Source organism: Pseudomonas wayambapalatensis, from assembly GCF_049942315.1.
GTDB lineage: Bacteria > Pseudomonadota > Gammaproteobacteria > Pseudomonadales > Pseudomonadaceae > Aquipseudomonas > Aquipseudomonas wayambapalatensis.
The window spans coordinates 26,291-39,825 of record NZ_JBNFMU010000225.1; the positions used below are offsets into that span (position 1 = coordinate 26,291).

Below are 13,535 nucleotides of genomic sequence, written 5' to 3' on the forward strand. Positions count from 1 at the left end.
TGTTCAGCGCTGCACCTCATCCTCCCGCACCTGCACACTCGCCGTCATCCCGGCACTGAGGTTCACCCCTGCAGGAATCTCGTCCAGCCTGATTCGCACCGGGATCCGTTGCGCCAGCCTCACCCAGTTGAAGGTCGGTTCCACCTCCGGCAACAACTGTCCATCCGGCGTCGAGTTGCGGTCGGTGATGCCCCGGCTGATGCTCTCCACATGCCCATGCATGGCCTCCCCTGCGCCCATCAGCCAGACCTTCACCGGATCGCCGACACGTATGCGCGGCAGCTTGGTTTCCTCGAAATAGGCCTGGATATAGAAGGTCGACTCGTCCACCAGCGCCATTACCGATTGCCCGGTATTGACATAGTTGCCCTGGGCCAGCCGCAGGTTGGTGATGTGGCCGCTGCGCGGCGCGCGCACTTCACTGCGGGCCAGGTTGATCTTCGCCACTTGAAGTTGCGCTTGCGCCTCGTGCAGTTCCCCACGGGCGATTGCGGCGTTGATCTGGGCGTTCTCGCGCAGCTCGGCGCTGATCGCCTCCGGACCCAGGGCCGTGCGTCGGGCCGCTTCGCGCTCACGCAGGCGCAACTGCTGGGTGCGGGTTTCAGCCACGGCACTGGCCTGGTCGAAAGCGGCCTGGAAGCGCTCGTGGTCGATGGTCATCAACACATCGCCGGCCTTCACCGGCTGGTTGTCGTGTACCCGCAGTTCGCGCACCCAGCCGGACACGTCCGGGGCGATCACCACCACATCGGCCCGCACCCGCGCATCGCGGGTCCAGGGGGTGAGCATGTAGTACTGCCAGAGGTGATACCCGGCAAACACGGCAATGGCCACCACGCACAGGGTGACCAGGGTACGTACCGCTGTACGCATGGACTGACTCCTTACAAAGGTCCCAACAGATGTACCACCAACGACAGCACACAGACGAACAACGCCGCATCGAACAGCGCTTCATGCCAGATCCAGCGTCCTAGCGGCGTCGCCTGCACCACCAGGCGCAACAGGCCGGTAAGCGCCAACGCCATCAGCACATAGATCAGAAACGGGCTGAGCAATACGCCGCCCAGCGCCCACTCACGCAACCCCATGGACTTCCTCCTGCCAACGGCACCACTTGCCCCAGCTCTTCTGCAATTGCAGGACCGCGCCGATGGCCAGGCGCAGCGGGTCGCTCGACGGCTGGCGGCGCAGGGCCTCGATGAACTGTTCGCTGGCGGCATCCAGACGCTGGCCGCGCCCAGGCGCAGGGCCACTGGCCAGAACCGCCTCCAGTTGCTGCAGATACTGGCGCTCGGCACCGGCCAGCGGCACCTGGGCTACCGCCAGGCACATGCGCAGGTGCACCAGCTCGTCACCGATGTCCAAGCCATGCAAGCCATCGTCCCAACGCTTGCGCTCGGCCTCGGGCAACTCGCTGGCATGACGGGCCAACTGCATCAGGCGATCGGCCATGCGTCCACCGAACCAACTGTCAGCACCCCGCAGGTCGCGATGGGTCAGGCGAACCAGGTCGCTCTGGGTGGCGGCCCTCAGGCGCCGCCCCAGCCACTTCGGATTACGCAGCACGACCAAGCGAAACGCCAGTACCGCCGCCCCCACACCAATGAGCATGGCCTGGGCGCTGTTGAGCATGCTGGCCACGTCGAAGTGCATGGCGTTGAGGGGTGCCACCAGCACGATGAAATGCAGGCAGTACGAGGTCGCCGTCGGCCCCGTGCGCGGATGGGCCATGCCCAGCGCACCGAAGAACAGCGGCACGCCCATGCCCAGACACAGCAAGGCGAAACTGCTCCATTGCGGCAACAGGATCTGCCCGACGAAAAACGCCGCCGGAATCGCCAGCAAGATGCCACGCAAAAAGCTCAAGCCGATCTGTGCGCCGTTCTCGCGGCTGGCGAACAGGCTGCAGACCACGCAGGTCAGCACCAGGCCTCCGGGGGCCGAGGGCCAGGCCGTGGCCAGCCAGAAACTGCTCATGACCAGAAACGCCAACGCACTGCGCGAGCCGAACAGCAGCGCCAGCGGCAAGTCGCGATGCGCCGCCAGGCCCAGCGATACATCCTTGGGCGTTCGCCCCTCCTCCACATCGAGCAACGCCTGGGTGGCGGCCATGGCGAAATCCAGCAGCAAGGCCAGGCGCGCCAGGCAGAAATGCTCGGCGGGGCTGATCTGTTCATCGTGAGCAGCGTCCCAGACGCGCTGGCGCAACAACAGAAGGCTGGGTTGGTCGGGGCTGGCCAACTGGGTCCGAACCTCCTCGAGCCAAGGCGCCAGGTGCGCCGCTTGATGTTCGTCAAGCTGACGCCACTGACGACGCACCGAACGCGAGATGCGCAGCAGCACCATCAGCTTCTGGCTCAGGCCACGGATCGCCCGGGCCCGCTGGCGACCACGACTGCCTTCGAACCAGGCATGTTCACGCTGAGCGTCGATGGCGACGATGCGTCCAAGGATATCCAGCAAGCCCTGGCGCGCTTCGTCTTCGCCGCCGAGCATGGCGCTGGCGGTCTGCATGCCGTTCTGCCAGGCCTGCCTCGCCTGGCCGCCGAGTTGCTGCTCGACGCGCATGGGCCAGATCAGCGCGCTGGTGGCCGTGGCGCAAACGATGCCCAGGCAGATTTCGGTGCAGCGCGCCACCGCTTGGTCGAACACCTGCAAGGGATGGTCGATTGCCGGCAACGCGATGATCGCTGCGGTATAGCCGGCCAGCACGAAGGCATAGGCCCAGGCACTGCGCAATTGGGTTGAAGCGGCGGTACAGAGGGCCAGCCACAAGGCCAGGGTCAGCAGGAACAACCACGGGGTCTGGGCGAACAGGCCAATGAACACCACCGACATGAACGTACCGACCAAGGTGCCGGCCAGTCGCGCCAGGCCCTTCTGCACCACCATGCCCGACAGCGGCTGGGCGACGATGAACGCAGTCATCAAGGCCCAGGCGGGTTGCTCCAACCCCCAGCGCAGCGCCAGCCACAGCGCCAGTCCACCGCCCAGCAGGGTCTTGATGGCGAACTTCAGAGCAGGGCTGGTGGGTGCGAACAGGGCCTGGAGGGTGATGGGCACGAAGCGGACCTTGCGGGGGGATATTGAGTAGAAAGATAGACAACGGATGGAAGAATAAAATGCAATCAACTAATTAGCTAGCTAATCATCTTTTAAAAAGGCAAAAAAATAGGCGACCGAAGTCGCCCTAAATGCCTTGCGTGCTCGTATACCCGGAAGAATCAGCGCGATTTGCGCTTGTTCGCATCCTTCCAGATGAAAAGTCCCAGACCGGCAAAGAACGTCAACATCAACCCGACTGTCACCACACCGGCGAACACCACGTTGTCGAAGAACATGTCGGCCTCCCGATTCGTTGCCGTTGTCCGATGTGTGCAAGGTAACGAATATGCGGGGAGGAGAAATTGACCAGGGTCAATAGGGCCCGGGACCGGGCACAAGAGGGGGCGCAGGTTTGACCTGCATCAGTTTTCAGCGTTTCTTGGGCTTGCTTTTGCTTTTCTTCTTGCTTTTCGCCAACGGCATGGCCTGCTCGAAGGCCTGGCGCATTTCATCCAGGCGCTTGTCCTTGATGTCGTGGATACGTTTGGCGCGCTCGGCGCCGAAGTCGATCAGGTTGTCTTGGCTCATGGGCGGGCTCGACTGACAGCGGATGCGCCCATGATGAAGCCTGATGGCGACGCTGAACAGCCCCGCCTCAGACTTCGATATCCACCAGCAGCCCCTGGCGCGGCCGCTCACCCAGCGGCGCCACCGGCACGGTGTTGTCGGCATTGAGTTCATCGCCAGGCATGGCGCTGTAGAGCTCTTCCTGCTCGTCCTGTCGGCGTTGCTGGCGACGTTGCTGCTGGCGGCGCTGCTCTTCGCGCAGCCGATAGGCCTCATCCTGCGGGTCGCGCTGCTGCTTGAGGTCGATGGTGCCATCACTGGAGGCAGGCTGGGCCGGAACCACCGGAGGAATATTGGGGGTCTGCTTGACGGGGTCTTGTTGCGAGGTCACGGGCACGGCACTGAGCGGGATGATCGGCGGCAGCATGAGTCGGTTCTCCTGTAGCCACTGTGTCGGCCAGTCACGGTGCGCCTTGAGCACATGGGCAAGGGTTTGTGCGGCTGGTCACAATACCGTTTGCAAAGTATAGACCGCGATCACTCGCCTTCGTCGTCGGGATCGTCGTCCGCGGGCTGGCTGGTCTCGCTCCAGGGCCTCTTGTAGACCTGCTGCCAGACCGCGTCCATGTGCTCGCGCAGCACCTGCGGCGCACTCTTGAGCGACGCACTGTCCTCGCGCTCGCCGCCGATGGGCTCCTCGCCCGCCGGGCTGATCTGCGACTGACCACTGATGCTGTAGATCGCCTGGCCTTCGCGCATTTCGATGCTGATGTCGTGCGGGTCGATGCCGCCGCCGCAGAAGGCGTGGCTGGCCACGGTGACTTCGGCGACACCATCCTTGTTCAGGTCGGTGACGTCGCTGACATCGGTATAGAAATCGACATCCAGGTCCAGCCCGGGACAGGTCGTTTCCTGGTCGATCTGCCAGCGTGGCTTGAACGCCTCGCTTTCGCTCGCACGCCCATAGAGCGTGGCCTTGAGAACGACCTTGTCGACTTCCTGTTCGCTCTCGGCATCGGTCGCCTGGCCGTCGACACGGCTGAGCACCAGCAGGCCTTCGCCCTCGCGGTCGTGGAAATGCACGCTCTTGAGCGGTGTCTGCACGCCCAGGACTTCCAGTTGCTCGACCGGGATCGGCGCGAGGATCTCGAACTTCTTCTGGTCACAGGCCGCGAGCAGCGCCAGGCTGCCCACGGCCAGGGAGAGGTTCAACCAGCGGTGCGTGACAGGCATGTTGGCGCGAGGCCCTCGTTGACTAAAGGGTATTCGTCGATGAAGTGGCTGAACGCTTTGGTCCGCCGGGCCTATCCGTTAAGATAGTGCGCTTTTTCATCGCGGGAGTTCAGGCAGTATGGCGCAGCAGTATCAACCGGGGCAACGCTGGATCAGCGACAGCGAAGCCGAGCTCGGCCTGGGAACCATCCTGGCGCAGGATGGCCGCCTGCTGACCGTGCTCTATCCGGCCACTGGCGATACCCGCCAGTACTCGCTACGCAACGCGCCGCTGACCCGCGTGCGCTTCTCGCCGGGAGACCAGATCACTCACTTCGATGGCTGGAAGCTGACCGTGCGCGAGGTCGAGGATGTCGACGGCCTGCTGGTCTACCATGGCCTGGACGGGCAGAACGAGGCGCGTACCCTGCCTGAGACGCAACTGTCGAACTTCATCCAGTTCCGTCTGGCCAGCGACCGTCTGTTCGCCGGGCAGATCGACCCGCTGTCGTGGTTCTCGCTGCGCTACAACACGCTGCAGCACAGCAGCAAGCAGATGCTCTCCACGCTCTGGGGCCTGGGCGGCTGCCGCGCCCAGCCGATCGCCCACCAGTTGCACATTGCCCGTGAAGTCGCCGACCGTATCGCCCCGCGGGTATTGCTGGCCGACGAAGTGGGCCTGGGCAAGACCATCGAGGCGGGCCTGGTCATCCACCGCCAACTGCTGACGGGCCGTGCCAGCCGTGTGCTGATCCTGGTCCCGGAAAACCTTCAGCACCAGTGGCTGGTGGAAATGCGCCGGCGCTTCAACCTGCAGGTGGCACTGTTCGACGCCGAACGCTTCATCGAGAGCGATGCCAGCAACCCGTTCGAAGATGCCCAACTGGCGCTGGTGGCGCTGGAATGGCTGGTCGACGATGAAAAGGCCCAGGACGCACTGTTCGCCGCCGGCTGGGACCTGATGGTGGTCGACGAAGCCCACCACCTGGTCTGGCACGAGGAACAGGCCAGCGCCGAATACGCGCTGGTCGAGCAACTGGCCCAGGTCATTGCTGGCGTGCTGCTGCTCACTGCCACCCCCGAGCAGCTCGGCCAGGACAGCCATTTCGCCCGCCTGCGCCTGCTCGACCCCAACCGTTTCCACGACCTGGCCGCCTTCCGCGCCGAGAGCGAGCACTATCGCCCGGTAGCCGAAGCCGTGCAGGAACTGCTCGACGAAGGCCGCCTGTCGCCCAAGGCGCACGCCACCATTCACAATTTCCTCGGCGCCGAGGGCGAAGCCCTGCTGGCCGCAGTCAGCGATGGTGACAGCCAGGCCAGCGCACGCCTGATCCGCGAATTGCTCGACCGCCATGGCACCGGCCGCGTGCTGTTCCGCAACACCCGCGCCGCGATCCAGGGCTTCCCCGAGCGCCAACTGCACCCCTACCCGCTCGCCAACCCCGAGCCGTACAGCGCGCTGCCTGCCGGCGAGCGTGCCGAGCTGTACCCGGAAGTGGCCTTCCAGGCCCAGGGTGAAGTCAGCGACGACGAACGCTGGTGGCGCTTCGACCCACGGGTCGACTGGCTGATCGACACCCTGAAGATGCTCAAGCGCACCAAGGTGCTGGTGATCTGCGCCCACGCCGAAACCGCCATGGACCTGGAAGACGCTCTGCGCGTGCGCTCCGGCATCCCCGCCACGGTTTTCCATGAGGGCATGAGCATCCTCGAGCGTGACCGCGCCGCTGCTTATTTCGCCGACGAAGAATTTGGCGCGCAGGTGCTGATCTGCTCGGAGATCGGCAGTGAAGGCCGCAACTTCCAGTTCGCCCACCACCTGGTGATGTTCGACCTGCCGGCGCACCCGGACCTGCTCGAGCAACGCATCGGCCGTCTCGACCGGATCGGTCAGAAACACACGATCCAGCTGCACATCCCGTACCTGCAGGACAGCCCGCAAGAGCGCCTGTTCCAGTGGTACCACGAAGGCCTGAATGCCTTCCTCAACACCTGCCCGACCGGTAACGCCCTGCAGCACCAGTTCGGCCCACGCCTGCTGGCGCAACTGGTCGGCGGCGACAATGCGGCCTGGAGCGCCCTGGTTGCCGAGGCCCGCGGCGAGCGCGAGCGCCTGGAGGCCGAGCTGCACAGCGGCCGTGACCGTCTGCTGGAGCTCAACTCCGGCGGCGCCGGCGAAGGCGAGGCACTGGTCGAGGCGATTCTCGAGCAAGACGACCAGTTCGCCCTGCCTATCTATATGGAAACCCTGTTCGACGCCTTCGGCATCGACAGCGAAGACCATTCGGAAAACGCGCTGGTGCTCAAGCCCAGCGAGAAAATGCTCGACGCCAGCTTCCCGCTGGGCGACGACGAAGGCGTGACCATCACCTACGACCGTGGCCAGGCCCTGTCGCGAGAGGACATGCAGTTCCTGACCTGGGAGCACCCGATGGTCCAGGGCGGCATGGACCTGGTGCTGTCCGGTTCGATGGGCAACACCGCGGTGGCGCTGATCAAGAACAAGGCGCTCAAGCCTGGCACCGTGCTGCTCGAACTGCTCTATGTCAGCGAAGTGGTGGCGCCACGCAGCCTGCAACTGGGTCGCTACCTGCCATCGGCCGCCTTGCGCTGCCTGCTCGATACCAACGGCAACGACCTGGCGCCGCGGGTTGCCTTCGAAACCCTCAACGACCAGCTCGAGAGCGTGCCCAAGGCCAGCGCCAACAAGTTCATCCAGGCCCAGCGCGATGTATTGGCCAAGCGCATCACCGCTGGCGAGGCGAAGGTACTGCCAGTGCACGACGAGCGTGTCGCCGACGCGCAGCGCCGCCTGGCGGCTGAAGCCGACGAAGAGCTGGCGCGCCTGACGGCGCTCAAGGCCGTCAACCCGAGCGTGCGTGACAGCGAGATCGACGCCCTGCGCAAGCAGCGCGAAGAAGGCCTGGCAATGCTCGACAAGGCCGCGCTGCGTCTGGAAGCGATTCGCGTGCTGGTGGCCGGCTGATAGAACTGCGGCCCCTTTCGCTCGCCTGCTCCTGCAGCTGCAGGAGCGGGCTTGCCCGCGGAAGAGACGACATCAGAATCCAGGTCGCCCCACCCTTTTTATAACCTTCCGCTATCGACTCCATGTCCAAATGGTAGAGATCAAATTGCCATTAATCAGGAAGGCCTAGTTTCCCTTTCCTATACTCGGGTTTCAACGGTCTCCACCACGCTGTTAGGAGACGAGTGCAAACTCGACGAAGAGACAGGCAATGGAGTGGCTGGGACTTCAATTGTTCGCCGAGCTTCCGGCGACCGGACAAATCATCCTCGACTGCCGTCATAACCCTTTCCTGGTCATGCTCGCCTACCTGGTGGCCTGCGCTGCATGCTTCGCCACCCTGGACATGGCCGAGCGGCAAAGTCACAGCGAGGCGCTCAACGCCCGCCGCCAATGGCGGATCCTCGGTGCCTGCTGCCTGGCCAGCGGTATCTGGGCCATGCACTTCATCAGCCTGCTGGCGTTCCAGGCGCCACTTGAAGTGCACTACGACATGCCGCTGACCGCCCTTTCGCTGATCATCGCCCTGCTCGCCGCGTGGCTGGCGATGAACAGCCTCGATCGCACGGTGATGCAGTGGCGTCATTACCTGCAGGCCGCACTGGCGATCGGCCTCGGCATTACCGTGATGCATTACGTCGGCATGGCCGCGCTGCAGACCAGCGCCCTGCAGTACTACCAGACCCCACTGCTGCTCACCTCGTTGGGCATCGCCACTGTCACCAGCCTGGTGGCGCTGCTGATGGCCCGGCATTTTCGCAGTGGCAGCGGGACCCTGCACCTGGTGATGAAATACGGCGCCAGCCTGATGATGGCGGCGGGCATCGTCCTTACCCATTTCACCGGCATGGCTGCACTGTCGCTGGTGATCCCAGACAACATGCCCCTGCAACTGCCCTCAGCCAACAACAGCCTGCAGTTGGGGCTGACCATCGCGTTCATCACCCTGCTGATCAGTGGCAGCAGCATCAGCGCGGCCCTGGCCGACAAGAAACTGCAAAGCAAGGAACATGATCTGCGTCGGGTCAACGTACTGCTGAGCCAGCTCGATCAGGCCCGGGCTTCGCTGCAACAGGCCGCCCACTACGATGCCCTGACCAACCTGGTCAATCGCCGCGGCTTCAACCAGGTCTTTGCCGAACGCCTGGCCGAGCAGACCGCGAGCGAAGGCATGCTGGCCGTGATGTTCCTCGACATCGACCACTTCAAACGCATCAACGACAGCCTCGGGCACGCTGCCGGCGACGAACTGCTCAAGGTGATCGCCGGGCACATCAAGGCGGCGACCCGCTCCCAGGATGTGGTGGCACGCTTTGGCGGCGATGAGTTCTGCATCGTCACCAGCCTGCACAACCGCGACGAGGCCCGCCACCTGGCGCAACGCATCATGCAACGCATGAAGGAGCCGATCGACCTGGGCGGGCGACGCATGGTCATGACCACCAGCATCGGCATCAGCATCTTTCCCGACGACGGGCGCAGCGTTGAGGAGTTGCTGAAGAATGCCGACCTGGCGCTGTACCAGTCCAAGGGCGGCGGGCGCAACAACCTGAATTTCTTCAACAGCAGCCTGAAGACCCGCGCCACGCTCGAGTTGCAACTGGAAGAGGAACTGCGCGTGGCGCTGCTCGAAGAGAGCGGACTGCGCGTGCATTACCAGCCGATCTTCGACCTGCACAGCACACGGGTCGCCAAGCTGGAAGCGTTGGTACGCTGGCAGCACCCGCAGCATGGCCTGCTCGGCCCCGACCGCTTCATCGGGATTGCCGAAGCCAATGGCCTGATCGCCGAACTCGACCTGTGGGTACTGCGCCGCGCCTGCGAAGACCTCGCCGAACTCAACCGCCTTGGCTACGGACATCTCAAGGTCACGGTGAACTGCTCCGCGGTGACGCTGGGGCGCGAGGAACTGGCCAGCGAGGTGGAGATGGCCTTGTTCCAGGCCGGTGTGGCGGCTCGCCAACTGGAACTGGAAGTCACCGAAAACGCCTTGATGGGCGATATCCACCGCACCATCAACCTGCTAAAACGCATTCGCGCCCAGGGCGTGGCCCTGTCGATCGACGACTTCGGCACCGGCTATTCATCGCTGGCCTACCTCAAGCGCCTTCCCCTGGACGTGCTGAAGATCGACCGTTCGTTCATCCAGGATGTGCCGGGCAGCCAGCAAGACCGTGAGATCGTCCAGGCCATCATCATCATGGCCCATACCCTGCACCTGCAGGTCGTCACCGAGGGCGTGGAGACCGACGAACAACGCGCGTTTCTCGCCGCCCAAGGCTGCGACTTCCTTCAGGGCTACCTGCTCAGCCGTCCAGTCCCGCTGACCGACCTGCAGCCAGTGCTGGAACGCCTCGACAATCTGGACAGCGACTTCACTCCCGAGCGCGGAACAGCTCTACAAGGGTCGCCGGATCGTTTTGCAGATGCCCCTGGCTGCCGTGCAGGCGCATCAGTTGCGCGGCGAGGCCACTGATCGGCGTTGCCGAACCCTGCTCGCGGGAAAACTTCACCGCAGTGTCGAGGTCCTTGAGCAAGGTGCGCACATGCCATTTGACCGGGGTGTAGCAGCTTTGCGCCATCTGCGGCGCGAGGATCTGCAGCGGCCGAGAGTCGGCGAACCCACCGGAGAGTGCTTCGGCGATCAGGCTGGCATCCACCCCTGAACGTTCGGCCAGGGCCACCACTTCGGCAATCACCAGGGCATTACAAGCAACGATCATCTGGTTGCAGGCCTTGGTCACCTGGCCGGCGCCAACCGCCCCCATGTGCGTCACGCGCTGGCCGAGGGTCAGCAACACCGGGCGTACGCGCGCCAGGTCTGCAACGTCACCACCCACCATGATCGCCAGGGTTCCCGCCTCGGCGCCCGGCGTACCGCCGGACACTGGTGCGTCTAGCCAGGCCATGCCGCACAGCGCCGCAAGTTCCGCGGCCATCTCGCGGGTGGCGGTTGGCTCAAGGCTGGAGAAATCCACCAGTAACTGGCCACTGCGACCGCCTTGGGCGATGCCTTGCTCGCCGAACACCACCTCACGTACTACGCCCGTGTCGGCCAGGCACAGCAGCACGATCTCAGTGTCACGGCACAACGCTGCCGGGCTCTCGGCCAGACGTGCCCCGGCGGCGACCAATTCGGCGCACTTCTGCGGGCTACGGTTCCACACGGTCAGCGGATAGCCGGCAGCCAGCAGGCGACGGCACATCGGCAGCCCCATCAGACCGATGCCGGCAAACCCCAGGGAAGGCAATGCAGTACTCATGAATGACTCCAGGCAAGGATTAAAGAAGCGTGGCTCTCGGGCGATGCAGTGCAGGTGCCAGCGTAAAACCACTATCGACCATAGGGTAAACCCCTATCGCATGGGCAAAAGGCGCACTGCTACAGTCGCCGGATTTACGTAATGGCTAGATGACATATCTTCCGACCGTCCACCACTCCAGGCAAATGGCGCACTATGACCTCCAATAATACTTCTGCCAATGCAGTGCCCGAGCCCTCGACCAGCATCACCTCGCTGCCCCTCGGTGGCGGCCAGGCCACCCGCAACGTCCCCGCGCAATATCTGTACTTCACCGAGAACGATATCCAGCGCATCCTCGACAACCTCGACGGCCTGCGTGACCTGGTGTTCCCGCAGGGCCTGCACGCGGAAGACGAAAGCCAATTGCGTCTGGACCAGCAGTTCCCTTCGGTATGCCTGATCGGCCTGGGGCGCTGCGGTTCGAACATTGCCCTTGACGTGGCGGAACTGGTGTACAACGCACGTACCTTCTTCCTCAACGAATTCAACAACGAAGACCGCAACAGAAGCGAAGGCGGCTACAGCCCTGCACGCTGGATCCGACAGAACCTGCGCCTGGTGCAGAACAAGGGCGCCAAGCCGGTATTTCTGGTCGAGCCCTTGGTGATGCTCGGCGACCTGGACAAGGACATCGCAGGACGCATCCGCTTTTCGCGCAAGGGTGAGCGCGGGGGCTTCCTGCGCGACTACAGCAAGATGAAGATCATGGACCTGTCCGAGGTGCACGCCGGTGGCGCCGGCAATGCGCCGATCCTCGGCCAGTACCTGGCCAAGATCATCCTCAACAAGGATACCCAGCGCTTCTCGAGCGCCGACTGGAAACTCATCCACTCCTACCTGATCGATTCCTGCGGCATCAAGGCCAACCAATCGCGCCTGTACTTCTACATCTTCAGCGCCGGCGGCGGGACCGGCTCAGGGATGGCCTCGGAGTTCGGCCTGGCCCAGCAGTACTCGTACATGAACAAGACCTTCGACACCAAGCCGGCCGACGAGAACGACGGCAAGGGCGGGCATTCGTTCGTGTTCGAGCCGATCTTCACCAGCGGCATCTGCGTACTGCCCAATGCCTCCGACCACCGCAGCGAAATGTCCGAAGCCTTGCACATCAATGCCGGGCGCCTGCTGTGCAAGTATTTGTCCGAAGAATGGGACTTCTCGTACAACTTCGACAACGAAGACAGCAGCGAGGCCAGCGTGATGGGGCGCATCCGCCCCTGGAACGCAATGATGCTGATCTCCAACGACATCATGCGCTATGCCGAAGAGAGCGATGACGGCACGATCCAGAACATCGACGTCAATGCCATGGAGAAGCATGCCAACCAGTACATCTCTCAGCAGATTTTCAACATCCTCACCGCCCAGGCCGTAACCACCGACTACGACCAGAACTACTTCCGCCGTGCCGGCATCGACATTGGCGAAACCATCCGCCTGGATGCCAACGACCTGTTCATGAGCCTCGCGGGCCCGGTCGCCATCGCCTATGCCGAATCGGTAGTGCCGGAGGCGCCCGCGCAGGGCTCGGACAAGTTCAAGGTGTTCGAACGCGAATCGCCGCGCCTGGACATCGACGACCTGTTCTTGCGCTCCATCGACCTGCCCCACTTCAACAAGCAGACCCAGGCCATCGAGGGCATCAGCCTGCTGCCCATCGAGTCGCGTCGCTATCGCGCGGCACTGGAGCAGTACCAGGCCTCGGGCTTCGACGCAGCGGCCCTGCACGACCTGCATTTCTTCAAGAACTGCTCGTCGGTGGTATCGATCGTATCGCTGCCCAAGGACTACAAGCTGTCGTACATGGACCTGAACCGGCTCAAGACCCACCTCAACAGCCTGTTCCCCAACACCACGCTCAAGCGCTACGCGCTGGTGATCGGTGCCTCGGCCAACCTGTCGCTGACCACTCTGATCGCCAAGAGCCCCTGCCTGTCGGACGACTTCCTGACGCTGATCGTGGCCTTCATCAAGCGCTGCTTCGCACGCGCGCCCTACCGTTTCGACGACACGCTGGACAACGCCATCCTGGAGTTCATCACCAGCGAGCATTTCGATGAAGACCGTATCGACGACCTGCTCAACGAATTCGAGAACCCGGCGAAGATCCTCGATACCAACTGGTATGCGATCAAACCGATGTACGAGAAGAAGTACCGTGAGCTGATCAACGACAAGAGCCGCTTCGTCTCGATCAACGACATCCGCCTGTCGCGCGAATGCGTGAAGAAAGCGGTGAAGTACCTGCGCGAGATCTTCAGGCATCGGATCGGCAAGACCCGGGTGATTTCGCTCAACAGCCATACCGGGCGGGTGGATTACTGAGGTCTTGCACATGATTCCTGTAGGAGTGGCGGTTCGCCGCTGCGACTTGCCCG

11 protein-coding genes are annotated in these 13,535 nt (G+C 63.4%); 3 read left to right on the forward strand and 8 right to left on the reverse strand.

The features are described 5' to 3' along the window. Nucleotides 1–3: 3 nt before the first annotated feature. From ACPZMI_RS20970 to ACPZMI_RS21000, 7 genes are all read right to left on the reverse strand, one after another. Nucleotides 4–873 carry an efflux RND transporter periplasmic adaptor subunit gene (locus tag ACPZMI_RS20970; RefSeq protein WP_186668431.1) on the reverse strand — a complete coding sequence of 290 codons (870 nt, stop codon included), beginning with the start codon at nucleotides 871–873 and terminating at the stop codon, nucleotides 4–6. Between the two features lie 11 nt (nucleotides 874–884). After that, a complete protein-coding gene (locus ACPZMI_RS20975) occupies nucleotides 885–1,091 on the reverse strand; it encodes a DUF1656 domain-containing protein (protein ID WP_186668433.1) in 207 nt (68 codons plus the stop codon). Further along, nucleotides 1,078–3,066, reverse strand: coding sequence for an FUSC family protein (locus ACPZMI_RS20980; RefSeq protein ID WP_186668435.1), 1,989 nt, complete (start codon nucleotides 3,064–3,066; stop codon nucleotides 1,078–1,080). Before ACPZMI_RS20980 ends, ACPZMI_RS20975 begins: the two co-directional genes overlap by 14 nt. 161 nt (nucleotides 3,067–3,227) lie before the next feature. Continuing rightward, entirely contained in the window at nucleotides 3,228–3,344 is a 117-nt protein-coding gene (gene ccoM / locus ACPZMI_RS20985; protein WP_426352977.1) for a cytochrome c oxidase subunit CcoM, read from the reverse strand. A 133-nt stretch (nucleotides 3,345–3,477) separates the two neighbouring features. Then, complete coding sequence (locus tag ACPZMI_RS20990; RefSeq protein WP_426352978.1) at nucleotides 3,478–3,636, reverse strand: hypothetical protein; 159 nt, start codon at nucleotides 3,634–3,636, stop codon at nucleotides 3,478–3,480. A gap of 67 nt (nucleotides 3,637–3,703) precedes the next feature. Continuing rightward, a complete protein-coding gene (locus ACPZMI_RS20995; RefSeq protein WP_186668439.1) occupies nucleotides 3,704–4,042 on the reverse strand; it encodes an aspartate-semialdehyde dehydrogenase in 339 nt (112 codons plus the stop codon). A 110-nt stretch (nucleotides 4,043–4,152) separates the two neighbouring features. Then, the gene (locus ACPZMI_RS21000) at nucleotides 4,153–4,848 is read right to left on the reverse strand and encodes a M949_RS01915 family surface polysaccharide biosynthesis protein (RefSeq protein ID WP_426352979.1); all 696 of its coding nucleotides are present in this window, start codon (nucleotides 4,846–4,848) and stop codon (nucleotides 4,153–4,155) included. A 118-nt stretch (nucleotides 4,849–4,966) separates the two neighbouring features. Here ACPZMI_RS21000 and rapA point away from each other — a divergent pair, with 118 nt between their 5' ends. Together rapA and ACPZMI_RS21010 are read left to right on the forward strand one after the other, a co-directional pair. Next, nucleotides 4,967–7,813 (forward strand): RNA polymerase-associated protein RapA, encoded by a 2,847-nt coding sequence (gene rapA / locus ACPZMI_RS21005; protein ID WP_426352980.1) that lies wholly within the window; start codon nucleotides 4,967–4,969, stop codon nucleotides 7,811–7,813. Nucleotides 7,814–8,063: 250 nt separating this feature from the next. Then, nucleotides 8,064–10,328, forward strand: coding sequence for a putative bifunctional diguanylate cyclase/phosphodiesterase (locus tag ACPZMI_RS21010; protein WP_426352981.1), 2,265 nt, complete (start codon nucleotides 8,064–8,066; stop codon nucleotides 10,326–10,328). On the opposite strand, the gene ACPZMI_RS21015 is transcribed toward ACPZMI_RS21010, so the two are convergent. Beyond that, nucleotides 10,228–11,115, reverse strand: a complete 888-nt coding sequence (locus ACPZMI_RS21015; RefSeq protein WP_426352982.1) for an NAD(P)-dependent oxidoreductase — start codon at nucleotides 11,113–11,115, stop codon at nucleotides 10,228–10,230. The two genes, ACPZMI_RS21010 and ACPZMI_RS21015, sit on opposite strands and share 101 nt — an antisense overlap. 195 nt (nucleotides 11,116–11,310) lie before the next feature. On the opposite strand from ACPZMI_RS21015, the gene ACPZMI_RS21020 reads away from it, so the two are divergent. Continuing rightward, a complete protein-coding gene (locus ACPZMI_RS21020) occupies nucleotides 11,311–13,482 on the forward strand; it encodes a hypothetical protein (RefSeq protein ID WP_426352983.1) in 2,172 nt (723 codons plus the stop codon). Nucleotides 13,483–13,535: the final 53 nt, after the last annotated feature.

Excerpts from the sequence above, each read along its gene's own strand:
- ACPZMI_RS20970 (WP_186668431.1), bottom strand. The coding sequence starts at position 873 with ATGCGTACAGCGGTACGTACCCTGGTCACCCTGTGCGTGGTGGCCATT.
- ACPZMI_RS20975 (WP_186668433.1), bottom strand. The coding sequence starts at position 1,091 with ATGGGGTTGCGTGAGTGGGCGCTGGGCGGCGTATTGCTCAGCCCGTTT.
- ccoM (WP_426352977.1), bottom strand. The coding sequence starts at position 3,344 with ATGTTCTTCGACAACGTGGTGTTCGCCGGTGTGGTGACAGTCGGGTTG.
- ACPZMI_RS20990 (WP_426352978.1), bottom strand. The coding sequence starts at position 3,636 with ATGAGCCAAGACAACCTGATCGACTTCGGCGCCGAGCGCGCCAAACGT.
- ACPZMI_RS20995 (WP_186668439.1), bottom strand. The coding sequence starts at position 4,042 with ATGCTGCCGCCGATCATCCCGCTCAGTGCCGTGCCCGTGACCTCGCAA.
- ACPZMI_RS21000 (WP_426352979.1), bottom strand. The coding sequence starts at position 4,848 with ATGCCTGTCACGCACCGCTGGTTGAACCTCTCCCTGGCCGTGGGCAGC.
- rapA (WP_426352980.1), top strand. The coding sequence starts at position 4,967 with ATGGCGCAGCAGTATCAACCGGGGCAACGCTGGATCAGCGACAGCGAA.
- ACPZMI_RS21010 (WP_426352981.1), top strand. The coding sequence starts at position 8,064 with ATGGAGTGGCTGGGACTTCAATTGTTCGCCGAGCTTCCGGCGACCGGA.
- ACPZMI_RS21015 (WP_426352982.1), bottom strand. The coding sequence starts at position 11,115 with ATGAGTACTGCATTGCCTTCCCTGGGGTTTGCCGGCATCGGTCTGATG.
- ACPZMI_RS21020 (WP_426352983.1), top strand. The coding sequence starts at position 11,311 with ATGACCTCCAATAATACTTCTGCCAATGCAGTGCCCGAGCCCTCGACC.